The sequence below is a fragment of the Pseudomonas sp. Con_6 genome (genome assembly GCF_059379395.1).
Genome location: NZ_CM182011.1, coordinates 843,659 through 868,849, shown reverse-complemented (window position 1 = coordinate 868,849; position 25,191 = coordinate 843,659). Strand labels below are relative to the sequence as shown.

Annotated in this window: 25 protein-coding genes; 9 read left to right on the top strand and 16 right to left on the bottom strand. The window is 65.3% G+C overall.

The features are described from left to right. Positions 1 to 5: 5 nt before the first annotated feature. The 4 genes from AC5QPF_RS03995 to AC5QPF_RS03980 all read right to left on the bottom strand — a co-directional run bounded on the left by AC5QPF_RS03995 (position 6) and on the right by AC5QPF_RS03980 (position 4,263). On the bottom strand, positions 6 to 296 hold the full coding sequence (locus AC5QPF_RS03995; RefSeq protein WP_494962099.1) for a YceK/YidQ family lipoprotein: 291 nt from the start codon (positions 294 to 296) through the stop codon (positions 6 to 8). Continuing rightward, positions 293 to 922, bottom strand: a complete 630-nt coding sequence (ubiX, locus tag AC5QPF_RS03990; protein ID WP_494962098.1) for a flavin prenyltransferase UbiX — start codon at positions 920 to 922, stop codon at positions 293 to 295. The genes AC5QPF_RS03995 and ubiX overlap by 4 nt, the downstream gene beginning before the upstream one ends. After that, positions 919 to 2,271 carry a UDP-N-acetylmuramate:L-alanyl-gamma-D-glutamyl-meso-diaminopimelate ligase gene (gene mpl / locus AC5QPF_RS03985; RefSeq protein ID WP_494962097.1) on the bottom strand — a complete coding sequence of 451 codons (1,353 nt, stop codon included), beginning with the start codon at positions 2,269 to 2,271 and terminating at the stop codon, positions 919 to 921. The genes ubiX and mpl overlap by 4 nt, the downstream gene beginning before the upstream one ends. Positions 2,272 to 2,337: 66 nt before the next feature. Further along, the gene (locus AC5QPF_RS03980; RefSeq protein WP_494962096.1) at positions 2,338 to 4,263 is read right to left on the bottom strand and encodes a sigma 54-interacting transcriptional regulator; all 1,926 of its coding nucleotides are present in this window, start codon (positions 4,261 to 4,263) and stop codon (positions 2,338 to 2,340) included. Between the two features lie 267 nt (positions 4,264 to 4,530). On the opposite strand from AC5QPF_RS03980, the gene exaC reads away from it, so the two are divergent. The 9 genes from exaC to AC5QPF_RS03935 all read left to right on the top strand — a co-directional run bounded on the left by exaC (position 4,531) and on the right by AC5QPF_RS03935 (position 13,803). Further along, positions 4,531 to 6,051: an acetaldehyde dehydrogenase ExaC gene (exaC, locus tag AC5QPF_RS03975; protein WP_494962095.1), complete on the top strand. Its 1,521-nt coding sequence runs from the start codon at positions 4,531 to 4,533 to the stop codon at positions 6,049 to 6,051. 176 nt (positions 6,052 to 6,227) lie between these two features. Then, the gene (eat, locus tag AC5QPF_RS03970; RefSeq protein ID WP_494962094.1) at positions 6,228 to 7,676 is read left to right on the top strand and encodes an ethanolamine permease; all 1,449 of its coding nucleotides are present in this window, start codon (positions 6,228 to 6,230) and stop codon (positions 7,674 to 7,676) included. 49 nt (positions 7,677 to 7,725) lie between these two features. Further along, entirely contained in the window at positions 7,726 to 9,120 is a 1,395-nt protein-coding gene (locus tag AC5QPF_RS03965; RefSeq protein ID WP_494962093.1) for an ethanolamine ammonia-lyase subunit EutB, read from the top strand. Positions 9,121 to 9,132: 12 nt separating this feature from the next. Continuing rightward, complete coding sequence (eutC, locus tag AC5QPF_RS03960; RefSeq protein WP_494962092.1) at positions 9,133 to 9,951, top strand: ethanolamine ammonia-lyase subunit EutC; 819 nt, start codon at positions 9,133 to 9,135, stop codon at positions 9,949 to 9,951. A 109-nt stretch (positions 9,952 to 10,060) separates the two neighbouring features. Beyond that, positions 10,061 to 10,513, top strand: a complete 453-nt coding sequence (locus AC5QPF_RS03955) for a GNAT family N-acetyltransferase (RefSeq protein ID WP_494962091.1) — start codon at positions 10,061 to 10,063, stop codon at positions 10,511 to 10,513. Positions 10,514 to 10,785: 272 nt separating this feature from the next. Then, positions 10,786 to 11,436, top strand: a complete 651-nt coding sequence (locus AC5QPF_RS03950; protein ID WP_494962090.1) for a DedA family protein — start codon at positions 10,786 to 10,788, stop codon at positions 11,434 to 11,436. A 9-nt stretch (positions 11,437 to 11,445) separates the two neighbouring features. Further along, positions 11,446 to 12,261 (top strand): zinc-dependent peptidase, encoded by an 816-nt coding sequence (locus tag AC5QPF_RS03945; RefSeq protein ID WP_494962089.1) that lies wholly within the window; start codon positions 11,446 to 11,448, stop codon positions 12,259 to 12,261. A gap of 91 nt (positions 12,262 to 12,352) precedes the next feature. Then, positions 12,353 to 12,880 carry an inorganic diphosphatase gene (gene ppa / locus AC5QPF_RS03940; RefSeq protein ID WP_458975054.1) on the top strand — a complete coding sequence of 176 codons (528 nt, stop codon included), beginning with the start codon at positions 12,353 to 12,355 and terminating at the stop codon, positions 12,878 to 12,880. Positions 12,881 to 13,089: 209 nt separating this feature from the next. After that, complete coding sequence (locus AC5QPF_RS03935) at positions 13,090 to 13,803, top strand: S24 family peptidase (protein WP_494962088.1); 714 nt, start codon at positions 13,090 to 13,092, stop codon at positions 13,801 to 13,803. A 290-nt stretch (positions 13,804 to 14,093) separates the two neighbouring features. Here AC5QPF_RS03935 and AC5QPF_RS03930 read toward each other — a convergent pair whose 3' ends face one another. From AC5QPF_RS03930 to AC5QPF_RS03875, 12 genes are all read right to left on the bottom strand, one after another. Next, a complete protein-coding gene (locus tag AC5QPF_RS03930; protein ID WP_494962087.1) occupies positions 14,094 to 14,579 on the bottom strand; it encodes a DUF6882 domain-containing protein in 486 nt (161 codons plus the stop codon). 47 nt (positions 14,580 to 14,626) lie between these two features. Beyond that, positions 14,627 to 14,908 (bottom strand): hypothetical protein, encoded by a 282-nt coding sequence (locus AC5QPF_RS03925; RefSeq protein ID WP_494962086.1) that lies wholly within the window; start codon positions 14,906 to 14,908, stop codon positions 14,627 to 14,629. A 95-nt stretch (positions 14,909 to 15,003) separates the two neighbouring features. Next, positions 15,004 to 15,912, bottom strand: coding sequence for a LysR family transcriptional regulator (locus tag AC5QPF_RS03920; protein WP_494962085.1), 909 nt, complete (start codon positions 15,910 to 15,912; stop codon positions 15,004 to 15,006). Positions 15,913 to 15,931: 19 nt separating this feature from the next. Further along, positions 15,932 to 16,849, bottom strand: coding sequence for a peptidylprolyl isomerase (locus AC5QPF_RS03915; RefSeq protein WP_494962084.1), 918 nt, complete (start codon positions 16,847 to 16,849; stop codon positions 15,932 to 15,934). 4 nt (positions 16,850 to 16,853) lie between these two features. After that, entirely contained in the window at positions 16,854 to 17,309 is a 456-nt protein-coding gene (locus AC5QPF_RS03910; protein ID WP_494962083.1) for a YbjN domain-containing protein, read from the bottom strand. A gap of 13 nt (positions 17,310 to 17,322) precedes the next feature. Continuing rightward, entirely contained in the window at positions 17,323 to 17,976 is a 654-nt protein-coding gene (locus tag AC5QPF_RS03905; RefSeq protein ID WP_494962082.1) for a DNA repair protein, read from the bottom strand. Positions 17,977 to 17,992: 16 nt separating this feature from the next. Next, positions 17,993 to 19,693 (bottom strand): putative porin, encoded by a 1,701-nt coding sequence (locus AC5QPF_RS03900; RefSeq protein ID WP_494962081.1) that lies wholly within the window; start codon positions 19,691 to 19,693, stop codon positions 17,993 to 17,995. A gap of 60 nt (positions 19,694 to 19,753) precedes the next feature. Beyond that, on the bottom strand, positions 19,754 to 20,494 hold the full coding sequence (locus AC5QPF_RS03895) for a TonB family protein (protein WP_494962080.1): 741 nt from the start codon (positions 20,492 to 20,494) through the stop codon (positions 19,754 to 19,756). Positions 20,495 to 20,501: 7 nt separating this feature from the next. Next, complete coding sequence (locus tag AC5QPF_RS03890; RefSeq protein WP_494962079.1) at positions 20,502 to 20,921, bottom strand: biopolymer transporter ExbD; 420 nt, start codon at positions 20,919 to 20,921, stop codon at positions 20,502 to 20,504. A 10-nt stretch (positions 20,922 to 20,931) separates the two neighbouring features. Beyond that, positions 20,932 to 22,737, bottom strand: a complete 1,806-nt coding sequence (locus tag AC5QPF_RS03885) for a DUF2341 domain-containing protein (protein ID WP_494962078.1) — start codon at positions 22,735 to 22,737, stop codon at positions 20,932 to 20,934. A gap of 30 nt (positions 22,738 to 22,767) precedes the next feature. Further along, the gene (locus tag AC5QPF_RS03880; protein ID WP_494964124.1) at positions 22,768 to 24,381 is read right to left on the bottom strand and encodes a ShlB/FhaC/HecB family hemolysin secretion/activation protein; all 1,614 of its coding nucleotides are present in this window, start codon (positions 24,379 to 24,381) and stop codon (positions 22,768 to 22,770) included. A gap of 130 nt (positions 24,382 to 24,511) precedes the next feature. After that, complete coding sequence (locus AC5QPF_RS03875; protein ID WP_458980259.1) at positions 24,512 to 25,108, bottom strand: transposase; 597 nt, start codon at positions 25,106 to 25,108, stop codon at positions 24,512 to 24,514. Positions 25,109 to 25,191: the final 83 nt, after the last annotated feature.

The window sequence follows — 25,191 nt, the reverse complement described above, 5'->3', positions numbered from 1 at the left end:
CAGCCCTAGAGACCGCCGGAGGCCTGGAAGCCTACCCCGAGCACGGTCAACACCGACAGCGGCAACAACACCGTATCCAGCACCGCACTCCCCGGCAGGTCCAGCGCCGGATACGCCGGAGCCTCCGCGCCGAAGCGATCCTGCGCGCAACACCCGCCCTGCAACGCATACAAGTCCAGGCGCGTCCCGGAATACACCACCGGCGCCCCTGGTCTGGCCGCGTCGAGCGTGCGCACCGTCGCGCAGCCGGTGGCGCTCAGCAGCAGCACCAATCCCAACAACAGCGTCCGTTTCACTCCTCGCCTCCGAAGTGATGCTCACCCCAGCGCGGCAGCATGTCCTGGGGAATGTTCAACAGGTTGAGGATCCGCGCGACAACGAAGTCCACCAGGTCATCAATGGTCTGCGGCTGGTGATAGAAGCCCGGCGCGGCTGGCAGGATCACAGCGCCCATCTGCGACAGCTTGAGCATGTTCTCCAGATGGATGGTGGAGAACGGCGCTTCCCGCGGGACCAGGATCAGTTGACGACGCTCCTTGAGGGTCACGTCCGCCGCTCGCTCGATCAGGTTGTTGCAGGCGCCGGTGGCGATCGCCGACAAGGTCCCGGTGGAACAAGGCACCACCACCATCGCCGCCGGCGCGCCGGAGCCCGAGGCCACTGGCGACATCCAGTCTTCCTTGCCATATACCCGGATCTGCCCGGCGCTGGCGCCGGTGTACTCGGTGAGAAACGCCTGCATGCCCTGAGGCTTGGCCGGCAGCACCACGTCGGTCTCGGTGGACATCACCAGTTGCGCCGCCTTGGAAATCAGGAAGTGCACCTCGCGGTCTTCGCGCACCAGGCAGTCCAGCAGGCGCAGGCCGTACTGCGCCCCGGACGCGCCGGTCATGGCCAGGGTGATGCGCTCCGGGCCGCTCATCCGCGCAGCGCCTCGGCCAGCTTGCCGTGCAGGCCGCCGAAGCCGCCGTTGCTCATGATCACCACCTGGGTGCCAGGACGGGCCTGGCCTTTGACCCGCTCGATGATGGCTTCAAGGCTCTGCGCCACTACCGCCGGCACCGGGCATTGCGCAGCGGTGGCCGCCAGATCCCAGCCGAGGTTCGCAGGCGCGTACCAGATCACCTGGTCGGCCTGCTTGACGCTGTCCGGCAGGCCATCACGGTGCGCGCCAAGCTTCATGGAGTTGGAGCGCGGTTCGATTACCGCGATCACCGGCGCCTCGCCGACGCGCTTGCGCAGGCCGTCGAGGGTGGTGGCGATGGCGGTCGGGTGGTGGGCGAAGTCGTCATAGATGGTCACGCCATCCACTTCGGCGACCTTCTCCATGCGCCGCTTGACGCTCTTGAACGCGCTCAGCGCGGCGACGCCGACAGCCGGTACCACGCCGACATGGCGTGCCGCAGCCAGGGTGGCCAGGGCGTTGGCGACGTTGTGCTGGCCGGTCAGCTCCCAGTCAACCGTGCCCTGCACTTCGCCGTCGAAGCTGACTTCGAAGCGCGAACCGTCCTCGCTGAGCAGGCGCACCTGCCATTGGCCGCCGGCGCCGGTGGTCTGCACCGGGGTCCAGCAGCCCATCTCCAATACCCGCGTCAGGGCCGGTTCGGTGGTCGGGTGGATGACCAGGCCTTCGCTCGGGATGGTCCGCACCAGATGGTGGAACTGCCGCTCGATCGCTGCCAGGTCGGGGAAGATGTCCGCGTGATCGAACTCCAGGTTGTTGAGGATCGCGGTGCGTGGGCGGTAGTGGACGAATTTCGAGCGTTTGTCGAAGAAGGCGCTGTCGTATTCGTCGGCCTCGACCACGAAGAACGGCGTGCCGCCCAGGCGCGCCGACACCGAAAAGTTCTGCGGCACGCCGCCGATAAGGAAACCCGGGCTCATGCCCGCATGTTCCAGGACCCAGGCCAGCATGCTGCTGGTGGTGGTCTTGCCGTGGGTGCCGGCCACCGCCAGGACCCAGCGCCCCTGCAACACGTGATCAGCCAGCCACTGCGGGCCGGAGACGTAAGGCAGGCCCTTGTTCAAGACATGTTCCACCGCAGGGTTGCCCCGCGACAGCGCATTGCCGATCACCACCAGGTCGGGGGCCGGGTCCAGTTGCGCCGGGTCATAACCCTGGGTCAACTCGATGCCCTGGGCTTCGAGCTGGGTACTCATGGGTGGGTAGACGTTGGCGTCGGAGCCAGTGACATGGTGGCCGAGCTCCTTGGCCAGCACCGCCAGCGAGCCCATGAAAGTGCCACAGATACCAAGAATATGAATGTGCATGGTCAACCTCGGAAAACGTGCTGGCAGGGTAGCCCAGGGAGGGAAAAATCTCACCCTGCGTTTCGCTCAGACACCCCGGGAAAGACCGTGTTTGCGCAGCTTCCGATACAAGGTGTTACGACTCACCCCCAGTTGCGCCGCCACTGCTGTCATATGCCAGCGCTTCTGCTCCAGCGCGGCCAGCAGCGCCTGCCGTTCGGCATCGTCCAAGGGGTGCTGCGGGTTATCCACAGCCCCGACGGGCTCGGCCTTCACCGGCGGCGCGTTGCGGATCAATGCCGGCAGATCGCCCACGCCGATGCGCCCGTCCTCGCACAGCGCCACCAGCGTGCGCAGCACATTGCGCAACTGACGCACGTTGCCCGGCCAGTTGAAGTCCAGCAGCAGCCGACGCGCCGCCGGGTCCAGTTGCACCGCATGCCGGCCGGCTTCCTCGGCCAGCAGGAAATCCAGCAACGGGCCCTTGTCGCTGCGCTCGCGCAATGCCGGCAAGGCGACTTCCAGGCCATTGAGCCGGTAATAGAGATCCTCGCGGAAACTGCCGTCGGCGACCCGCTCCAGCAGGTTGCGGTGGGTGGCGCTGATGATGCGCACATCGACATCCTGCGGCTCGCCGCCGATCGGCACCACCCGGCGCTCCTCCAGCACCCGCAGCAGGCGGGTCTGCAGGGCCAGCGGCATGTCGCCGATCTCGTCCAGCAGCAGGGTGCCGCCATCGGCCTGTTGCAGCTTGCCGCGCATGCCTTCCTTGCGCGCCCCGGTGAAGCTGCCGCCGCGGTAACCGAACAGCTCGCTTTCGATCAGGCTTTCCGGAATCGACGCACAGTTGAGGGCGACGAACGGCTTGCTGGCGCGCTGGCTGGCCTGGTGCACGGCCTTGGCGAAAGCCTCCTTGCCAGAGCCGGTCTCGCCGTTAAGCAGCAGCGGCACGTCGCGCTCGAATACCCGCAGGGCACGGCGGAAGTCGTTTTGCAGGGCGGGATCGAGCAGGCAGATTTCCGCGCTTTTCGCCGGCACGGACGGCGTGGCCACCGGGGCGATGGCGGGCGCCAGCGCCTTGACCTGGCCACGCAGGCTGGCGAACAGCTGGCGACCGTCACGGGTGCGCAGCGGCCAGCTGGTACTGGCCAGGGCGGTGGCACGCCCCAGCAGGTCGTCGAGGCGGCAATCGAAGAACGCCTCCACCGGCTGTCCAAGCAAGCCACCACGCCCGTTGCCCAGCAGGTTCAGCGCACTCTGGTTGACCGCACAGACCCGCCCTTCGCCATCGAAGGCCAGCAGCCCCTCGCTGAACAGGCCCACGGACTCGGCCTGCAGATGGAAGCGCAGCAACCAGTGATGCTCGAAGCAACGCAGGAAATAGCAGCTCTCGATCATCTTCGCCGAGAGGTTGACCAGGGCCATGGTGTGGAACTGGCTCTGCCGCGACACATCGGCCCGCGCCGAGGACACGTCGAGCACCGCCAGCAGCTCGCCATGGGGATCGAACACCGGGCTCGCCGAGCAGGTCAGGCCGGTGTGGCGCCCGCGAAAATGTTCTTCCTGATGGATGGTCACCGCCTGGCGCTCCACCAGGCAGGTGCCGATACCGTTGGTGCCTTCCCGCGCTTCGCTCCAGTCGGCGCCAAGCCACAGCCCGGCGCGCTCGAAGATGCGCCGCTCGGTGGGTGCGGTGACGCAGTTGAGGATCACCCCGCGAGCATCGGTCAGCAGCACCGCATGGCCGGCGCCGGAGAGTTGCTGGTGCAGGCTGTTCATCTCGCCATCGGCGATCTGCAGGACCTGGCGCAGGCGCTCGCGGCTTTCCAGCACGCGGTCGTGTTCGAGCACGGTGGGCGCCACGGCCAGGGCCGGGTCGAGGTGGTAGTCCTCAAGGCAGCGCAGCCAGGACCGGGCGATCGACGGATCGCTGCCGGGGCCCTGCAATCCACCCTTGCCCTGGGTGACCGTCATGACTTGCCGGGCATGCCGGCTGAGATGATTACCCTGCACTTTTTATTGTTCTCCGCGGGTCAGAGAAAACCAGCATCCTCCAGGCGCTGGCGCTTTGCAATGCCGGCTTGACCGTTGGGTCACCGCCTGTACCGCAAGCGGTACAAAGTGTCACCTCGCCTGTACCGAAGCCGCCACAAGCTGCCCCGAAAAACCGGGTAAAACTGCGCCAAATCACTGTTCCAGCGCCCTTGCCGGGCGCTGGCCCGACACTTGCTCTACGCTTGGAATCCTCCCCAACAAAACTCATAAGCCAGGAGAGACACCATGCGTTATGCACATCCGGGTACCGAAGGCGCAAAGGTTTCGTTCAAGAGTCGCTACGGTAACTACATCAATGGCGAGTTCGTCGCGCCAGTGAAAGGCGAGTACTTCACCAACACCTCGCCGGTCAACGGTCAGCCGATCGCCGAATTCCCCCGCTCCACTGCCGAAGACATTGACAAGGCCCTCGACGCCGCCCATGCCGCTGCCGACGCCTGGGGTCGCACCTCGGTCCAGGACCGCTCCAACGTGCTGCTGAAGATCGCCGACCGTATCGAGCAGAATCTGGAAATCCTCGCTATCACCGAGACCTGGGACAACGGCAAGGCCATCCGCGAGACCCTGAACGCCGACATCCCGCTGGCCGTGGATCACTTCCGCTACTTCGCCGGCTGCATCCGCGCCCAGGAAGGTGGCGCCGCCGAGATCAACGAAGGCACCGTGGCCTATCACATCCACGAGCCGCTGGGCGTGGTCGGGCAGATCATCCCGTGGAACTTCCCGATCCTGATGGCCGCCTGGAAACTCGCCCCGGCCCTGGCCGCCGGCAACTGCGTGGTGCTCAAGCCGGCCGAGCAGACCCCGCTGGGCATCACCGTACTGGTAGAGCTGATCGGCGATCTGCTGCCGCCGGGCGTGCTGAACATCGTCCAGGGCTACGGCCGTGAAGCCGGTGAAGCGCTGGCTACCAGCAAGCGCATCGCCAAGATCGCCTTCACCGGCTCGACCCCGGTCGGCTCGCACATCATGAAGGCCGCTGCCGAGAACATCATTCCGTCCACCGTGGAACTGGGCGGCAAATCGCCGAACATCTACTTCGAAGACATCATGAAGGCCGAGCCGTCCTTCATCGAGAAAGCCGCCGAAGGCCTGGTCCTGGCCTTCTTCAACCAGGGCGAGGTGTGCACCTGCCCGTCCCGCGCGCTGGTGCAGGAATCCATCTACGACGAGTTCATGAACGTGGTGATGGAGAAGGTGAAGAAGATCAAGCGCGGCGACCCGCTGGACACCGACACCATGGTCGGCGCCCAGGCTTCGCAGCAGCAGTTCGACAAGATCCTGTCCTATCTGGAAATCGCCGAGAAAGAAGGCGCCCAGTTGCTCACCGGCGGTCAGGTTGAAAAGCTCGAAGGCAGCCTGTCCACCGGTTACTACATCCAGCCGACCCTGCTCAAGGGCAACAACCGGATGCGTGTGTTCCAGGAAGAGATCTTCGGCCCGGTGGTCAGCGTCACCACCTTCAAGGACGAAGCCGAGGCCCTGGCCATCGCCAACGACACCGAGTTCGGCCTCGGTGCCGGCGTCTGGACCCGCGACATCAACCGTGCCTACCGCATGGGCCGCGGGATCAAGGCTGGCCGTGTGTGGACCAACTGCTACCACCTGTACCCGGCGCATGCCGCTTTCGGTGGCTACAAGAAGTCCGGTGTTGGCCGTGAAACCCACAAGATGATGCTCGACCATTACCAGCAGACCAAGAACCTGCTGGTGAGCTACGACATCAATCCGCTCGGGTTCTTCTAAACCCGATCGCTGGCAAGCCAGCGCCCACAAGGACCGCGTGCACCGCGAACCCTGTGGGAGCTGGCTTGCCAGCGATGAATACAACGCGGTCCCACAGACAATAACCAGAGCCAACCGCTCTGGCCCGCTTCCTGCAGCACGCTCACCACTCAAAAAAAGACAACAGGTGACTCCCCATGCCAAGCGATCATTCCGCCGGATCCCCGGCAGGTTCTTCCGTAGATTTCGAAAAGGTCGGTTCCGACTATTTCCAGCAACGTGAATTGAAAAAAGGCGCCGCCGGCTGGGTCCTGCTGGTGGGCCTGGGGGTCGCCTACGTGATCTCCGGCGACTACGCCGGCTGGAACTTCGGCCTGGCCCAAGGTGGCTGGGGCGGCATGTTCCTCGCCACCCTGCTGATGGCCACCATGTACCTGTGCATGTGCTTCTCCCTGGCCGAGCTGTCCTCGATGATCCCCACCGCCGGCGGCGGCTACGGCTTCGCCCGCAGCGCGTTCGGGCCGTGGGGCGGATTCCTCACTGGCACCGCGATCCTCATCGAATACGCCATCGCCCCGGCAGCCATCGCCGTGTTCATCGGCGCCTATTGCCAATCGCTGTTCGGCATCGGCGGCTGGATGATCTACCTGGCCTTCTACATCATCTTTATCGGCATCCACATATTTGGTGTCGGTGAAGCACTCAAGCTGATGTTCATCATCACCGCTGTAGCAGCCATCGCCCTGGCGGTGTTCCTCCTGGCGATGGTGCCCCATTTCGATGCGAAGAACCTGTTCGACATCGTCCCCACCGAGGCCGTCGGCGCCAGCAGCTTCCTGCCCTTCGGCTATGTCGGCGTGTGGGCGGCGATTCCCTATGCGATCTGGTTCTTCCTCGCCGTCGAAGGCGTGCCGCTGGCCGCCGAGGAAACCAAGAACCCCAAGCGTGACCTGCCTCGCGGCCTGATCGGCGCCATGCTGGTGCTGCTCGCCTTCGCCCTGCTGATCCTGGTGGTCGGCCCTGGCGGCGCCGGCGCCGAAGCGCTGAAAAGCTCGGGCAACCCGCTGGTGGAAGCCCTGGCCAAGGCCTACGGCGGTTCTACCTGGATGGGCAGCTTCGTCAACCTGGTCGGCCTGGCCGGACTGATCGCCAGTTTCTTCTCGATCATCTACGCCTATTCCCGGCAGATCTTCGCCCTGTCCCGCGCCGGCTACCTGCCCCGTGCCCTGTCGCAGACCAACAAGAGCAAGGCCCCGGTGCTGGCCCTGATCATCCCGGGGATCATCGGCTTCGCCCTGTCGCTGACCGGCCAGGGCGACCTGCTGATCCTGGTTGCGGTGTTCGGCGCTACGCTGTCCTATGTACTGATGATGGCCGCGCACATCACCTTGCGCATTCGTCGCCCCAAGATGGAGCGTCCGTACCGCACCCCGGGCGGCATCCTCACCTCCGGCGTGGCCCTGGTGCTGGCCTGCATCGCCGTGGTGGCGGGCTTCCTGGTCGACCCGCGGGTGGTGATCGGCGCTGCCATCATCTACGGCGTGCTGATCGCCTACTTCGCCCTGTACAGCCGCCATCACCTGGTGGCCGGCACGCCGGAGGAAGAGTTCGCCGCGATCCAGAAGGCCGAGGAGGCCCTGCACTGACCGTCACACCGCGCCGCCGGCTGATCCGGCGGCGCCCTGGAGATTGCGTATGGCAAGTTTCGTACACACGGCGGGTAACCAGACCTACCGTTTCGACAGCCTCAAAGAGGTCATGGCCAAAGCCAGCCCGGCCCGCTCCGGCGACTTCCTCGCCGGGGTCGCGGCCAGCAACGATGGCGAACGGGTCGCCGCGCAGATGGCCCTGGCCGACATCCCTCTCAGTCATTTCCTCAACGAAGCGCTGATTCCCTACGAAGACGACGAAGTCACCCGGCTGATCATCGACACCCACGACAAGCAGGCCTTCGCCCCGGTCAGTCACCTGACCGTCGGCGGCCTGCGCGACTGGCTGCTGGGCGACCAGGCCGACGAAGCCAGCCTGCGTGCCCTGGCCCCGGGGCTGACCCCGGAAATGGCCGCGGCGGTCTCGAAGATCATGCGCGTACAGGACCTGGTGCTGGTGTCGCAGAAGATCCGTGTAGTCACGCGTTTTCGCGGCACCATGGGCCTGCGCGGGCGCCTGTCGACCCGCCTGCAGCCCAACCACCCCACCGACGAACCGGCGGGGATCGCCGCGAGCATCCTCGACGGCCTGCTCTACGGCAACGGCGACGCCATGATCGGCATCAACCCCGCTACCGACAGCATCGCCTCGATCTGCGCCCTGCTGGAGATGCTCGACGCCATCATCCAGCGCTACGACATTCCTACCCAGGCCTGCGTGCTGACCCACGTCACCACCTCGATCGAGGCCATCAACCGCGGCGTGCCGCTGGATCTGGTGTTTCAGTCCATCGCCGGCACCGAGGCGGCCAACGCCAGTTTCGGCATCAACCTCAACGTCCTGCAGGAAGGTTACGAGGCCGGGCTGAGCCTCAAGCGCGGCACCCTCGGGCAAAACCTGATGTATTTCGAGACCGGTCAGGGCAGCGCGCTGTCGGCCAACGCCAACTTCGGCGTCGATCAGCAGACCTGCGAAACCCGCGCCTACGCGGTCGCCCGGCATTTCAAGCCGTTCCTGGTCAATACCGTGGTCGGTTTCATCGGCCCCGAATACCTCTACAACGGCAAGCAGATCATCCGTGCCGGGCTCGAGGATCACTTCTGCGGCAAGCTGCTCGGCGTGCCCATGGGCTGCGACATCTGCTACACCAACCACGCCGAGGCCGACCAGGACGACATGGACACCCTGCTGACCCTGCTCGGGGTGGCCGGGATCAACTTCATCATGGGCATCCCCGGCTCCGACGACATCATGCTCAACTACCAGACCACCTCGTTCCACGACGCCCTCTACGCCCGCCAGACCCTGGGCCTGAAGCCGGCGCCGGAATTCGAGGCCTGGCTGGCACGCACCGGCATCTTCACCCAGGCCGATGGCCGCGTGCGTTTCGGCGACCACCTGCCGCCGGCCTTCCGCCAGGCCCTGGCGCAACTGGGATAAGCGAGCGACCTCATGGACAAGCAACCGACGCCCACCGACAACCCCTGGCTGGAACTGCGCCGCCTGACCCCCGCGCGAATCGCCCTGGGCCGCGCCGGCACCAGCCTGCCGACCCAGCCGCAACTGGACTTCCAGTTCGCCCACGCCCAGGCCCGCGATGCAGTGCACCTGCCCTTCGACCATGCCGGCCTGCGCGAGCAGCTGCAGGAGCGCGGCCGCGACAGCCTGCTGCTGCACAGCGCCGCCCAGGACCGTCATCACTACCTGCAGCGCCCGGACCTGGGCCGACGCCTGCATGAGGACTCAGCCGAAGTCCTGCGCGAGCACGCGCGCAACAACCCGGGCGGGGTCGACCTGGCCATCGTGGTTGCCGACGGTCTGTCGGCTCTGGCCGTGCACCGGCATACCCTGCCGTTTCTCAATCGCCTGGAAGAACAGATCGCTGGCGATGGCTGGTCCACCGCGCCGGTGATGCTGGTGGAACAGGGGCGGGTCGCAGTGGCCGACGAGATCGGCGAGCTGCTCGGTGCGCGAATGACCGTGATCCTGATCGGCGAACGCCCAGGGCTCAGTTCGCCGGACAGCCTCGGCCTGTATTTCACCTTCAACCCGAAAGTCGGCCTGACCGACGCCTACCGCAACTGCATTTCCAACGTCCGCCTCGAAGGCCTGAGCTACGGCATGGCCGCCCATCGCCTGGTGTACCTGATGCGCGAAGCCTGTCGCAGACAGCTTTCGGGGGTGAATCTGAAGGATGAAGCGCAGGTACAAACCCTGGAATCGGAAACAAACACGCAACAAAACGGAAACTTCCTACTTGGAAAGTCCTGAGTGACGGCTACTTTTGCGTCGATTGCGCTTTTTTTCCGCTTTAGGCAGCATCTGGGGCGACGGCTGCCCGAGATTCGCCGCCATTCCCTACGAGACACGAGGCCTGCTTATGCGAATCATCCAAGCAACCATCGAGCACCTGGACCTGCTCGCCCCGCTGTTCGTCAAATACCGCGAGTTCTACGGCGAACTGCCTTATCCGGACACCTCCCGTGCCTTCCTGAAAAAGCGTCTGGAACGAGAAGAATCGATCATCTACCTGGCCTTGCCGGACGATGACGACAGCAAGCTGATGGGTTTCTGCCAGCTGTACCCGAGTTTCTCCTCACTGTCGTTGAAGCGGGTGTGGATCCTCAACGACATCTACGTCGCCGAGGATTCCCGGCGCATGCTGGTAGCCGACCATCTGATGCGCGAGGCCAAGCGCATGGCCAAGGAAACCAACGCGGTGCGCATGCGAGTGTCGACCAGCAGCGACAATGAGGTGGCGATGCGTACCTATGAGTCGATCGGGTTCCGCGAGGACACCGAATTCAAGAGCTACGTGCTGCCGATCAATTAATACGACGCGTACCCTGTGGGAGCGGGTTTACCCGCGATTGCGATGGTGAATCCACTACGGCAATCGCGGGTAAACCCGCTCCCACCAGGTAAGCGCTCGCCTTCACTTGCCGCACATTCAGCTACAAACTGCGTAAGCAGAATCCCCTCATCGCCGTATAATGCCTTCCTTCGCCCCGTGTGAATTCTTACCTCATTCGCAGGTAGCGCTCACGCTTCGCACTGCCAGCCATCGCAAGCCCGTGAATCCGGGTCCTGAACAAGGTGCTGTACATGGATTTCAACCCGCTGGACCTCATTCTGCATCTCGACACCTACCTCGACTTGCTGGTCAACAACTACGGTCCCTGGATCTACGCGATCCTGTTCATGGTGATCTTCTGTGAAACCGGCCTGGTGGTGATGCCCTTCCTGCCCGGCGACTCCCTGCTGTTCATCGCCGGTGCCGTGGCCGCAGGCGGCGGCATGGACCCGGTACTGCTCGGCGGCCTGCTGATGCTGGCGGCGATCATGGGCGACAGCACCAACTACGTGATCGGACGAACGGCTGGAGAACGCCTGTTCAGCAACCCCGACTCGAAGATTTTCCGCCGCGACTACCTGCAGCAGACCCACGACTTCTACGAGCGCCATGGCGGCAAGACCGTGACACTGGCGCGCTTCCTGCCGATCCTGCGCACCTTCGCACCGTTCGTCGCCGGCATCGCCAAGATGTCCTACCCGCGCTTCTTCGGCTTCAGCGTGGCCGGCACCATCCTCTGGGTCGGCGGCCTGGTGACCCTCGGCTACTTCTTCGGCAACGTGCCGTTCATCAAGCAGAACCTGTCACTGATGATCGTCGCCATCATCCTGCTGTCGCTGGTGCCGGTGATCATCGGCGTTGTCCGCGGCCGCCTGAACCGCGGTCCGGCCAAGGCCCACTGACTGCCGCCCATGTGGAGCTTGCGCGCCTGGCGCCGACGCCGCACGATCGCCCGGCATCCGATCGATCCCGAACTGTGGCGGCAGATACGCGAGCGCCTGCCGATCCTCGATGGCCTCAGTGACGCCGAAGACCTGTGGCTGCGTGAGACCAGCGTGCTGTTCCTCCACGACAAGCACCTGACCTGCCTGCCCGGCGTCGAACTGGATGACGCCGAGCGCCTGTTCCTCGCCGCCCAGGCGCAGTTGCCGCTGCTGCACCTGGGTGCACTGAACTGGTACCAGGGCTTCCACGAGTTGATCCTCTACCCCGACGACTTCGTCAGCCCACAGCGCCATCGAGACAGCAGCGGCATCGAGCACGAATGGGACGCCGAGCACAGCGGCGAGGCCTGGCAACAGGGCCCGGTGATCATGGCCTGGCCCGGAGTGCTGGCCAGTGGCGGCTGGGAAGGCTACAACCTGGTGATCCACGAGCTGGCACACAAGCTGGACATGCTCAACGGCAGCGCCAACGGCCTGCCACCGCTGCACGACGACATGCGCGTCGGCGACTGGGCGCAAGCCATGCAGCAGGCCTATGACGACCTCAACCGCCAGCTCGACCGCAACCCCGACGCCGAGACCGCCATCGACCCTTATGCCGCAGAAAACCCGGCGGAATTCTTCGCCGTCACCAGCGAATACTTCTTCACTGCCCCCGACCTGCTGATAGAGGCGTACCCCGCAGTCTACGGGCAGTTGCGCAGTTTCTACCGCCAGGATCCGCTGGCACGCCTGCATGAACTCCAGGCCAGTCATCCGCTCTACAAAGAAGCCGCCGAGTGAATCGGTCAAGCATCGGGGCGGGCGTGGCAAGCGTTTCCGAATGTGCCTATAATCGCGGCCAATTTTTGGTCAAACACGGGGGCAACGCCCAATGAGCTACAGCAAGATCCCGGCGGGCAAAGACCTGCCGAACGACATCTACGTCGCCATCGAGATCCCGGCCAACCACGCGCCGATCAAATACGAGATCGACAAGGACAGCGACTGCCTGTTCGTTGACCGTTTCATGGCTACCCCTATGTTCTACCCGGCCAACTACGGCTTCATTCCTAACACCCTGGCCGACGACGGCGATCCCCTGGACGTGCTGGTCGTGACTCCGTACCCGGTCGCCCCAGGCTCGGTGATTCGCGCCCGTCCGGTCGGCGTGCTGAACATGACCGACGACGGCGGCGGCGACGCCAAGATCATCGCCGTACCGCACGACAAGCTGTCGCAGCTGTACGTCGACGTGAAGGAATACACCGACCTGCCAGCCCTGCTGCTGGAGCAGATCAAGCACTTCTTCGAGAACTACAAGGATCTCGAGAAAGGCAAATGGGTCAAGATCGATGGCTGGGGCAACGCCGACGCGGCCCGTGCCGAGATCACCAAGTCGGTTGCTGCCTACAAAGGCTAAGCCTGCTTGCTACGAAGAAGCCCCGCATTCGCGGGGTTTTTTATTGGACACCCCGACAGATCCATCCAAACACGTGGGCGCCGGGATAAATAGAGAAACTTCCTACAATCATGTCGGCAACTGCTGTAATCACCCCCTAACAGCATCCAGAAATACCTCAACCCAATGTTTATAGGAAGCCTTGTCCCAGGCTTCTAGAATCGATCTCCATGAATACATCCGGTGATCGACTCAAAGCCCTGCTGAGCGAGTGCAACCTGAGCGCCTCGGACTTCGCGGCGCAACGCAAGGTGACTCCCCAGCATGTGAACAACTGGTTCCATCGCGGCGTGCCTCAGGCCCGGCTCGATGAAATCGCCGAACTGTTGTGTGTGCGCAGCAAATGGCTGCGGACCGGCGAAGGCCCCAAGCACAGTACGCCACTACCGCGGATCAAGCGCGGCGACAATGCTGCATCGACCCGCGAGCCGCCTGACCACAGTGCCCTCAGCAGCCACGGCGAGGGCGACGTGCAGTTGGCCTTCCATACCTGGCGCGGGCGCCAGCTGGTCGCCCTCGACAATCGCTACCTGCGTCTGCCACGCCTGGCCCTCGACCGTCTTGGCGTCGACCCCGGCCAGGCGATTGCCCTGAGCATGCCCGACTACAACATGACCCCGCTGATCCCCTATGGCGCGCCACTGGCCGTCGACCGCAGCCTGACCCGGGTGGTCGACGGCGAGCTCTACGCGGTGTTGCACAACGGGCACTTGCGCATCAACAGCCTGAGCAAGCGCAGCAACGGCGTCTTGCGCCTGCACAGCCACGACAGCGAAGGGTTTCCCAGCGAGAACTACGGTGCGAGTCAGTCTCGCGGACAGCAGCTGGAAGTGTTGGGATGGGTGTTCTGGTGGGCACAATTTCGCAGCGAACGGCCGGACTGAAGCGGTGCCATGCATTTTTTGCTGGGCATTGCGAGTCATTCCCAGTATGCTACGCGCCACCTCCGCCCCGGCTGCCGTTTGCATGTTTCGGGGCTGGGCGAGGCCTCACACAGCCCTCGCCCAAGACACCCCAGTGTGTCGCCCAACGATTTGAAGGCGGTTGCGGCTTGCCAAAAGCCAGCCAAGACTGTCCCCGAGAAGCCGGCCACAAGCCGGCTTTTTAATGCCTGCGATTTATTGATCGTCAAACATCTGCGGATCACGCGAAAGCCAGCGCATCTCGCCTTTGACTAGGTGCAGGCTCGCGCCGCAACCCGCCTGACCCCCGTCAACGCCAGGAACGAATTCAACTGCCCCTGCGGCACCCGGTACACCCCCAGCGCATTCAGGTATTTCACGCTGATCGCCGCCAGTTCCCAGGCCATGGGTTCGTCATCGATGGCGAAGGCACTTTCCGCGACGAACAGGTCCACCCCGGTCAGGTCACCCAGCGCCCTGAGCAGTCGCGACTTCTCACGCTGCGGCGGCTGCAGTGCATCGTTGCTCCAGGCCCACTTCCAGGTACTCGAGTTGCCCGCATAGCTACCAATGCAGATAACGTCGGCCTCGACCACCTTGCGATCCTCGCCATCGAACATCTGCAGCAGTCCGACGTCCTGGTCGAAGCACCATCGGACAAAGCGGCCAAGCCCGTGCTCGGACTCCAGCCGTTGCTGCTTTTCTTTCAATTCGTCCACGGCATTGCGCAGGAAGCGGTCGAAGCGGTCGTCGTTCATAGGTCGTCCATAAACACTCGCGAAGGCATGTGCCAGGACGATAAAGACTAGACGCAATTTGTCCGCCGTTGCTCATGCAGTTCGCGCCGCCGGCGCTCCAGGTTCACCTGCCGCTTCGCCAATACCTGCGCCAGCTCGTCCAGGCGCCGCTCGCCCTCGCTCAGCGCAGCCTCTTTCGAGGCGAACAACTCGCTGAGCGGATAGCTGTGGCCAGTCTCGGTGCGGTCATAGCCGCTGCCGTAGATGCCACCCGCCACCAGTTCGACCCGCAGGATCTGGAAATTCCGGGTCAGGCGCCAGGCGACATAGGGATAGGTGCGTTGCGTCATCAGGGGATATTCCGCGGCTCGATCGACTTCGGCAGCAGGCTACGCCCTTCGCTGTATAGTTTTCAATATAGCGAATGTTGCGGGCGTGGGTTCGTTCAAGCAAACCATTCCCGCCGCGACTCGAAGGCACTGCACAACACCTCCAGCACCTCCTCCACCCCGGCGCCATGCCGGCTGTGGTTGCTCACGCTGAGGAACATGTTGCGTCGCATCGGCGTCTCGAACAGATCGCCCAAGCCAACCAAGGTGCGATCCAGACGACTGGCGTAATGCGGCAACAGGCCGACACAGGCCCCCCAGCGCAAGGTCTGCAACAGCAACTCGTGACTGCGCACCACCACCACCCCGCTCTCTCGCGCCGCCACGTAGCTGTTCCACGGCATCAGGCTCTGGCTGTGCAGGTAAGCCCGCGACTGCACCAGCTGGAAATCACTCAGCTCAAGGCTGCTTGCCGGCCGCGACTGCTTACGCGAATAGCGTTTGCTGACATGTGGCTGGTAATGCACCCCGGCCAGCCGTCGAGTACGCATGTCCGCCGGCTGCTCCGGCAGGTCGTCGTCACTCAGCCAGACGGCAATGTCGGCATGCTGCAGGGCCTCCATCGAGGCCCCGCGCAGTTCGACGATCTCCAGGTTCAACCGGGCACTGCGGCGCAGGTGGTTGAGCAACTCACGCAGAAAGATGTCGTGCAGCAATTCCTCCATCAGCACCAGACGGATCGGTTGCCAGCCCGGTGCACTGGCCGCCCGCGGGCAGTCACGGGCCGCGACGCCCTGCAACGACTGCCACTCGCGCCCCTGGGGCGTCAGTTCCACCGCGCTGTTCTGGTAGCACAGCAACGGCTGGCCGACCTGTGCCTCCAGTTGCGACAGCACCCGACGCAGACGCGTCGGCTTGATATCGAGGCTGCGCGCGGCCTGCACGAAACTGCCGCAGCGTCCGATCACCCGCAGGTACAACAGCGCTTCCTCCGCCGTGCTTCCCAGCCCTTCCCTTGGCTCCATGCTCGCTCCTTGCCGTGTTTCAGGGCTTTTCCCCAAGTACCTTGCCAACCGCGGCACCGTCGATGCTCAAGGTCTGGTCATTCACCAGCCCCGCCAGATAGGCCTGGGCGATCTGCTCCTGACGCTGCTGGCGCAACGCGGCGACCAGTTGCCCACGAACCTCGTCCAGCGTCGCCACCCGCGCCTCCTCGCGCCCCAGCAACTTGAGGATGTGGAAACCCTCGGCGGTGCGCAGCGGCTCGCTGATGGCGCCGTCCTTCATCTGTTGCAGGGCTGGCCTAACCGCCGGCATCAGCTGGTTCAGCGGCAACAGGCCGATCTCGCCACCGCGCTGGGCGCTGGCCGTGTCATCGGAGTTGCTGCGGGCCAGTTCGGCGAAGTCGGCGTCCGCAGCCTGCGCCTTGCGATACAGCGCCTGCACCCGCTTCGCCACAGCTTCGTCACCCGGCTTGGCGGCGATGAAGATCTGGCTGACCCGGTAACGCACCGGCAACACCAGGCTGGCGCGCTGGGCCTCGTAGGCCGCCTGCACTTCGGCGGCGGACGGATAGCCTTCCGGCACCTTGCTCACCGAGGCCATGTAACTGCGCAGGATGATCTGCTTGCTGGCGGCATCGATGGCCTCACGTACCTCAGGACGTTGCTCCCACTGCTGGGCGCCGGCCTGCTCCAGCAGGGCCTTCTCGGTGAGCCGCGCGCGCATCCAGTCATCCAGCGCACCACGGTTTTCCTGCAACTGCTGACGCACCTGCGGCTGCACTTGCGCCAGCAGGGCCTTCAGTTCCTCGACATCGACCTTCTGTGTCCCCAGGCTGGCCAGCGCTGCGGCGCTGCTGGCCGGCCGGGTGGCGGCCTCCACCGGCGGCGGGATATCCGCGCCGCAGCCTGTCAGGCTCAGCAAGGCGATGAGCAGCGCGCCGGTCCGTTGATTCACCATCGCCTCAGGCCTCCTGTGCCACGTCACGGCGCTCGGCAGCCTGGCGGCTGTAGTCACGCAGGTAAGCGACGAACTCCTGCAGCAGACGGTCCCACAGCTCACAGCTGTGACGCAGGAACTGCCGGCTCACGCCGCCGGTCACCGCGCAGTCCATCTCCATCAGCAGGAACTCGCCCTGCTGCCACAGCCGGCAGAAACGCCGGCTGGCATTCCATTGCTCGGTCAGGCCGGCGGGCAGGTCGCCCTGCAGGCGCAGGGCGCAGCTGAAGCTGTAGTCGAAGTAGTGCCCCGGCGTGCCGGTCGGGTTGCCCAGGCGTAGCGCGTAGCCGATGCCCTGGCTGGCGCTGAGCAGTTGCACGGCGCCGTTCTGCTCACTGCGCTCGACCCGGTAGCCGGCGTCCTGCAGCACCTCGGTCAGTTGCTCGGGGGTGACCTGTTCGATCAGTGCGGTCTCGCTCATGGGTACTGCTCCTTCAAGGCTGGACCTGGGTCACGGCGGCCTGGCCGTCGACCTGGGTCTTGTAGAGATCGTCGCCGTAGCGCTGTGCCAGTTCCTCGAACTTCACCCGTGCCTCGGAGGCGAACGGCTGGCGGATACGCAGGGTCTCGGCGACGCCGATGTTCTCGTAGGCAGCCAGAATGTCCTTGGCCAGCCCGTACATTTCCTGGTTCTTGCTGGTGCAACTGGCAAGTTCCTGATCGCGCTGCTGCAGGCTGGCCTGGACCTTCTGCCGCTCGGCATCACGTCCGCGGCTGAGGGTCAGCAGCTCGTCGTAGGCCTGGCGGAACTTACCGACCTGGGCCTGGCTCGCCGCCACCTGCTGACTGGCCTGCTCGCGCAAACCGGAGTGGGCGCCGGCCAGTTGCTCGGCGCGCTGGCGGGCCTGGTCGCGTTCACCGGTCAGTTGTTTCACCTGTGCCAGCGCGGCATCGCGCTGGCTGACCAGCGCCGCCTGCTCGGCACGCACCCGCGCCTGCTCGCTCTGTACTGCCTGCAATTGCTGGGTGGTGCTGCGCAATTGGGCGCGCAAGCGTTCCTCCATGCTTTCGCCGTGAGCGGCCTGGGTCGCCAGGCCAAGGCCGAGCAAGGTGGCGATCAGGGTCAAGCGGTTGATGGGCATCTGCATGTCTGCCTCCCCGCGCTTAGAAGCGCGTGTTGATCTCGAGCTGGAGTACGTCGATGGCGAATGGCGCGCCATACACCTCGTCGGTGCTCATCCAGCGCGCGGTGCCGTAGACGTTGTTGGCCAGGCCGTAGTTGGCGCCGATCACGTAGCCCTTGGCGTTGGTGCCCCCGAGGTGGAAGCTGGAGTCGTTGAAGCCGTCAGGCAGGGCGTCGGGCTGGATGTACTTGTAGCCAGCGAACACCTGCCAGTCGCCCGCACGGCGCATCTCGAAGGCATTGCCGAGGGTGAACTGGACCATCCCGGCATTGCCGCCGCTCTCGACCTTGCCGTCGACATCGATGTTGTTGGCGAACTGCCCGGCCGCACGCTTGCGCATGTCGCCTTCCGAATAGGCCAGGTTGCGGATGTAGTTGCCTTGCAGGCGCAGCTTGAAGTCTGCCGGCAGCTCGGCGTCCCACACCAGGTTCAGATCGAGGACGTCGAACTCCGAGGCGAGGCCAACGTACTGCGGCTGCGGGGTGTTGGCCGGGTCGGCCGGGTTGAGGGTGATGTCGCGCAGCAGGAACAGGGTGTTGCCCTTCTGCATGAAGGTCGGCCGCGAACCGTCGCTGTCGCACGCCGGCTGGCCGGCCCAGGGTTCGCACGGCGCGGAGCGGGTGCCGGCGATATCGTCGAAACGGTAGTAGGCCAAAGCACCTGTCAGGCTGTTGTGCTGATTGAGCTTCCAGGCCGCGCCGACCTGGACGCCGTATAGCCACTTGTTGTCGCTGCCTTCTTTGTCGAAGCCGTTGGTGGTCGAGGTGTCGGAGCTGTACTCCACCGGGAACGCGCCGAGGGTACCGAACAGGTCGACACCACTGCCCAGCGGCTGGCGGAAGTTGGCGGCGATACCGTCAAAGGCCAGGTCGCGGGAGTACAGCATGTCGGTGGACAGGAACGGATTGGCGATCCGGCCGCCGGTGACGCTCAGGCGCTCGGACGGCTTCCAGGTGATATAGCCCTGGTCGAGCCAGATGTCCTTCTTGCTGAAGCCGCCACCGAGGGTCTGGGTGGTCGACACCGGGCCATTGTCGGTGCCGGTGGCCAGACGGATGCCGGCGCTCCAGTTTTCCGCCAACTGCGCCTTGAGACCGAAGCGCGCACGCAGGCGCAGCGAGTTCTCGCGGTCTTCGCGGGCGTTGAGCAGCGGTGGCAGGGTGTTGTTGGTGTTCGGGTTGACGTCGTACGGACCGTCACGGTTCAGCTTGGCGAAATCGGTGATCTGGTTGCTGTTCTGATCGTTGTAGAAGCGCGACTCGTCACGCAGGCGAATGTCGCCATCGAAGCTGATGCGCGACACCCAGTCCGGGAAGGTATTGGGCTGCGCCCAGTTCTCGTTGCGGGCCTGGCTCATGACCTCGGCCTTGACCTCGTCGCGGATCTGGTCGCGCACGGTCTGCGGGATGTACGGCACGCGCACCTCCCCCGGTACTGCGGCCACCGCTGCGGCCGGCGCCTGGCGCGCGGCGGCCCGGGCCTGCTGCGCCTCGGCCTCGGCCTGGTGCATCAGGGCGGCAGCATGCTCTTTCTTCAGCACGCCTTCCTGCACCAGCAGGCGGATCAGGTTGACCGTGGCGTTGTCCGACGGCGCGGTGGTGTCGGCGGCCGACGCCTGCCCGGCCAGCGCGGCGATCACCACGCCGACGCTCGCCACCAGGCGGTTGAGTTTCCCATTCATTGCAAACTGCTCCTAAAGGTCCTGGTCAGGAATTCGTATTGGCGTTGTGTCCAGCGGCCATCAGCCCGGCCGCCGGCCTTGCAGCGAAACGTGTACCGGCAGGGTCAGCGAGGCCGGGGGGCGCTCGTCCAGGCGTCCGGCCTGGCGCACTGCGTCGAGCACCTTGGCGTCCAGCTCGGCATCGCCGCTGGAGCGGCGCAGCTCGACCCGGGTGATCTCCCCCGCCGGGCCGATCCAGATGTCGGCCTGCAGCTGGAACGCCAGGTTGCGCAGCTCGCTGTTGTCCTTGAGCAAGCGCTGGAAGGCGTAGGCCAGGTACTGGCTGTAGCTGGCATTGCCGACCCGGCCACCACCGGACCCGGCCATGCCGCCACCCTTGCCGGCGCCGATGTTGAAAGCGTCGTTGCCGGACTGGGCATCGCCGTCCATCTGCATCGGCGCGGCCAGGTCGTCCGCCGGCGAAGGCGGCGCCTCATCCTGCGGCTTGACCTCTTCGGGCTCCGGCGTGGGCTCCTGCTCCAGCGGTTTTTCCGGTGGGGTTTCAGGCTCCGGCGGTTTCTCCTGCACCGGCGGTGGTGGCGGTGGCGGCGGCAGCGGGATGATCGCCGGCACCTTGGGCGCCTCGCGGCGCACGCCGCTCATGTCCTGCGACCACTGCCAGATCAGCCAGGCCAGGCCACCGAGCAGCACGGCAACGACTGCCCACGTCAGGTACCGGCGCACCGGCGAAGACGCCCCAGCGAGGGTCTGCGCCGGAGCATCCGGCGCAGGAAAACGAGAAGGTCTGGATGACATGTTCAACCTTCCGTCAGCTCGGTTTGCCGGTGACCAGGCCGACCTGCGACAGCTCCAGCCGGCGCAGCAGGTCGAGGACCTCCACCACCTTCTGGTACTGCACGGCAGCGTCGCCACGGACCACGATCGGCACGTCGGGGTTGAGCGCCTTCTCGCTGCGCAGGCGGTCTTCCAGTTCGCCCAGGGTCACCGGGTAGGCGTCGAGAAACACCTGGCCGGCGTCATTGACCGAGATCGCCTTGGTCTTGGGCTGCGACAGCGACACGCTGGCGCTGGCCTTGGGCAGCTCGATGCGGATGCCGGCAACCTGCGCGGTGGCGGTGAGGATGAACATCACCAGGACCACCATGAGCACGTCGACCAGCGGCGTGATGTTGATGCTGTCGACGGCGCTTTCTTCTTCGTCGTCGTAGCTGTTGTTCACCGATGCCATGACCTGCTCCTCACACCAGCGCTGGCTGGTCGTTGCGCCGGGCCTGGGCAGGCTCGGTGCGGGCACCCTCGCCGTAGACTTCGGCCAGGCGGGTGATGAACTCGTCGACGAACACGCGCATGTCGGCGCCGACCTCGCGGTTGCGCGTGACCAGGCGGTTGTAGCCGAACAGCGCCGGGATCGCGACGAACAGGCCCATGGCAGTCGCCAGCAGGGCGGCGGCCATGCCCGGGGCGATGGCGTTGATGTTCACGTCACCGGCCATGGCCGTGCCGAGGAACACCACCATGATCCCCATCACCGTACCCAGCAGGCCGATGTAGGGGCCGCCGGCGATGGCGTTGGACAGGGTCGAGAGGCGCGACGACAGCGCCTGGTTCTCGCGGGTGCGCACCGCATCCATGGAGGCGCGGATGGCTTCGATAGTGGCGCCGGAGATGTTCACCAGGTCAGCGCCCTGGGCGCGACGGGTGCGCATTTCCTGCACGGCCACCTGGTACAGGCGCCACAGCGAGGAGTGCTGCAGGCGGCCCGGCAGGGCCGGATCGTCGGCCAGTTGCTCCAGGCGGGTACCGACGGTGGCGAAGTGATCGCGGAAGGTCTCGTTGGCCCGGCTGACCCGGCCCACGCTGTTGTTCTTGCGGATCATGATCACCCACGACTGAATCATCATCAGTACCAGCACGGCGATGATGACCCAAGCGTCGATTGGCACGGCGCCGAGCAGGAAGCCGAGGCTGCCGAAACCGAAGCCGGACTGTTTTTCGTCGACGCCGTAGGCCACCAGGCGCGACTCGGCGCCTTGGGCAAGGGCATCGGCCTGGAGCAGTGGCAGCGGACGGGCGACGCGGGAAATGCGCAGTTCGTCGAGGGCACCGTGGAACGGCACCAGGGTGCTGCCCTGCGGCGCTTCCGCCAGGTCGCCACCGATCGCCACAGTGCCGGAGAAGGCTGGCACGGCGACGTCCAGGCGGGTGTTTTCACGCCCGTTGAGCAGCACCACCAACTGGCCGTTCTGCGCTACCAGCGCCAGGTGCTGCCATTGACCACCGGTCAGCGCCGTGCCGGCGTTGCCGCGTTGGCCATCGACGTCGATGAACGGCGCGCCCTGGCTCAGGCCCAGGATCAGCGAGTGGCCTTCGACACGACGGGCGAACAACACTTGCTCGCCTTCCAGGCTGTCCGGACGCACCCAGGCACTGACGCTGAACGGCGCACCGGCCGCCCAGGCCAGCGACGGGCTGGCGGGCAGCAGCAGCGGCTGGCCGCTGAACTGCGCGGAGCGGCCGATCACGCCTTCGACACCGGCACCGGCCGGGGTCTGGCCGTTGTTCGAATAGGCGGTGGAGTCCCGTGGCGGCGTACCTTCACTGCCGCCGAAGTGGTAGACCAGACTGTAATCGGCATCGAACACCTGCTGGCCATTGCTGGTCGAGGACGCCTTGGCATTGCCGTAGTACATCCAGATGTCCTGGCGCTGGCCGCCTTCCACACTGGGCACGTCGACCCAGATCAGGGCCATGCCCAGCAGCGGGTCGAAGCTTTCGATCTGGTGGTGCAGCACGGTCTTGTCATCGGCGGCAACGAAGCGGATGTCCGCGCCGTCCTCGGCGACGCCGTCGAAGGTGAAGTTGCCGGTGTGCAGGCGCACCAGCAGCGGCAGGCGACCGACCCGCTCGGTCATGGCCGCGCCCTGCGGCGTGGTGTCGAGGGACACCTGCTTGCGGTACAGCCAGTCCTCCTGCCACCAGGCACTGGCGGTGCCCGGGGCCAGCAGGCCCAGGCAGATCATGGAAAGAAACAGTATGCGCAACATGGGGGTAGCTCTCCGGGTTCGGTCCAGCGGTCAGAAGTTCGCCTGCACGCTGAAGTGCACGCGCGAGTCGTGTTTTTCGGTATTCGGGCCATCACGCAGTGGCAGCGCCCAGTCGACGCTGCCGGACAGCCATTCGCCCAGGCGCATGCGCGTGCCGATACCGACGCTGGCGAGGGTGAAGTCTTCTTGTTGCTCGGGCCGGGCGTCCTGCACGCGCAGGTGGGCGCCATCGGCGAACAGGTAGAAACGCCATTCCTCCAGGTACGGACTGCCGGCCTTGCCCAGCCAGCGGGACAGCGACGGGGTACGCGCTTCCAGAGACAGCGTCGCGCCGTCGTCACCCGTGGCTTCCGCCGCCAGGTAGCCGCGTACGCTGGTGGCGCCGCCGGCGGAGAACTGCTCGTTGGAAATCAGCGGCCCGGAGGCCAACTGGAAGGCAGCCTTGGCACCGGCCTGCCAGTCGCCGCCAAAGGTCTGGGTGTGATTCAGGTCGCCCTTGAGCGCACCGAAGCTGGAATCGGACAGGTAGCGCTTGTAGAAGAACTCGTTGTCGTCGCTGCCATAGCCGAAGAGTTTGCGAGTGCCGGCCACCAGGCTCAGGCCGAGTCCGGTCTGCGAAGACTCGGTGTAACGGAAGCCGGTGTAGGAGAAGGTCAGCGGCGCGTACTTGAGCGGCACGCGGTCTTCGCTGCCGCCGAGGACCACGCGCTCCTCGAAGTCCTTGAAGTCGACACCCATGCTCAGGGCGTGGGACCAGGTGGCGCTCGGCGGCAGGCTGTAGGTCAGCGCCAGCCCGTAGGAATGCCCGCGACCGACGACGTTGGTCCCGCCCACGGTGGCCACGTCGCTGTCGGACTTGTAGCCGCTGGCCTGCACGCTCCAGCGCTCGTCCAGCGGCACGGTGTAGGAGCCTGACCAGACCGCGGCGTCATCGCGGTTCTGCGGTGCGGTGAACCAGGTCAGCGAGATCTGGTGGCCGGCTTGCCAGAGGTTGTCGTGACCGATCGACACCACCGAGCGCAGTTCCTTGGTATCGGCGCTGCGGTCGTTGTTCAAACCCAGGTTCACATGCCAGGGCTTCTTGTCCTCGACCTTGAGGTCGACGTCCATGGTCCCCGGCCGCTGGCCTTCGCGCACCAGCGGTACCACCTGGCGGCCGGGGGTGCGGTTGAGGCCGGCGAGCTGGCTCTGCACCTTGTCGAAGTCCGGCACGGCGCCTTCGACCAGCGCTGGCACTTCGTCGCGCACGTCCTTGGGCGAATAGTGCTTGGCCCCCACCACCCGCACCCGGCCGACCTTGGTCTCGCTGACCTGCAGGTAGACCACGCCGTCAGCCACCTGCTGCTCCGGCAGCTCGACGTACACCGACTGATAGCCGCGGGACTGGTAGGCGTTCTGCAAGGCGTCGCGGGCGCCCTCGATGTCCTGCATGCTGCGTTGCGGACCGAGGAAGGGATACACCGCTTCCTCGATGGCCCGGGCGTCCAGCACGCTGTTGCCGCGCACCACGTACTCGGCGATGTCGACCTTGCGCTGAGCCTCGGCGGGCGCTTCGTCGGCGTTCGCGGCAGCCATCCCCACGGCCAGCGCCAACGCTCCCAGCGCGGCCAGGCAGCGCGGTCGTCGGCGGTCGCCCGCCGGCATTTCGTTCAGTACTCCCACTGCATCCCCCCAGGTCAATCCAGGGCCCGCCCCGCCTTTCGCGGGCGTGAGTCGGGCCTGCCGGTCCGTGGTACGGACCGGCGCGTTATCGGTATCGAAAAGGTTCTAGCGCTTACTTGTTCAGCGGCAGTTCATGGCGTGCCTGCCAGGCATGGAGCTGGGCGAAGTTCATGGAGAACTCGGGCATCTGCAGCAGCTCGGCGAGAATCACCTCGCCGACGATGCGACCCAGCACGTGTACGGCGGCGATATCCTCGACGAAGCGCTGGCTGTCGCCGACGAAGGTGGAGAAATCCCAGACCCGCTGGCCCATTTCCAGACCGACGAACCAGCGGTACAGCAGGTTGTAGCTGAGCTGCTCGTGCAGGTGCTGCTCGCTCGGCACCGAGTACAGCAGGCGCAGGAGCAGGGCCTTGACCAGCACCGAAGGGTCGACCCGCAGGTTGCAGCGGCGGGCGACCTGATCGAGGGTGTCCTGTTCGGCATCCAGGAGGTGTTCGATCTGCGGGCGCAGCAGCGCCAGCGAGTGGCCGGGCGGGATGCAGCTGGAGACTTCGCGCAGCGCTCCTTGCCAGTCCTCCTGGGAAACGATCCAGACCCAGGGTGCGCCGTAGCGGTACACCGAGACCGGACGCTTGCGCGCGGCCTCGACGATCTTCGACAGACGCTGATCCAGTTCCTGCATGCCGACCTTGGAATACCTTTCCATCATTCTCACCGCTCTTCGAATTCGTCCCTTGTCGGGGCTCCGGTGCCGCAATCCCTTTTGCCCGGGGCCGTGCCCCATCTCGC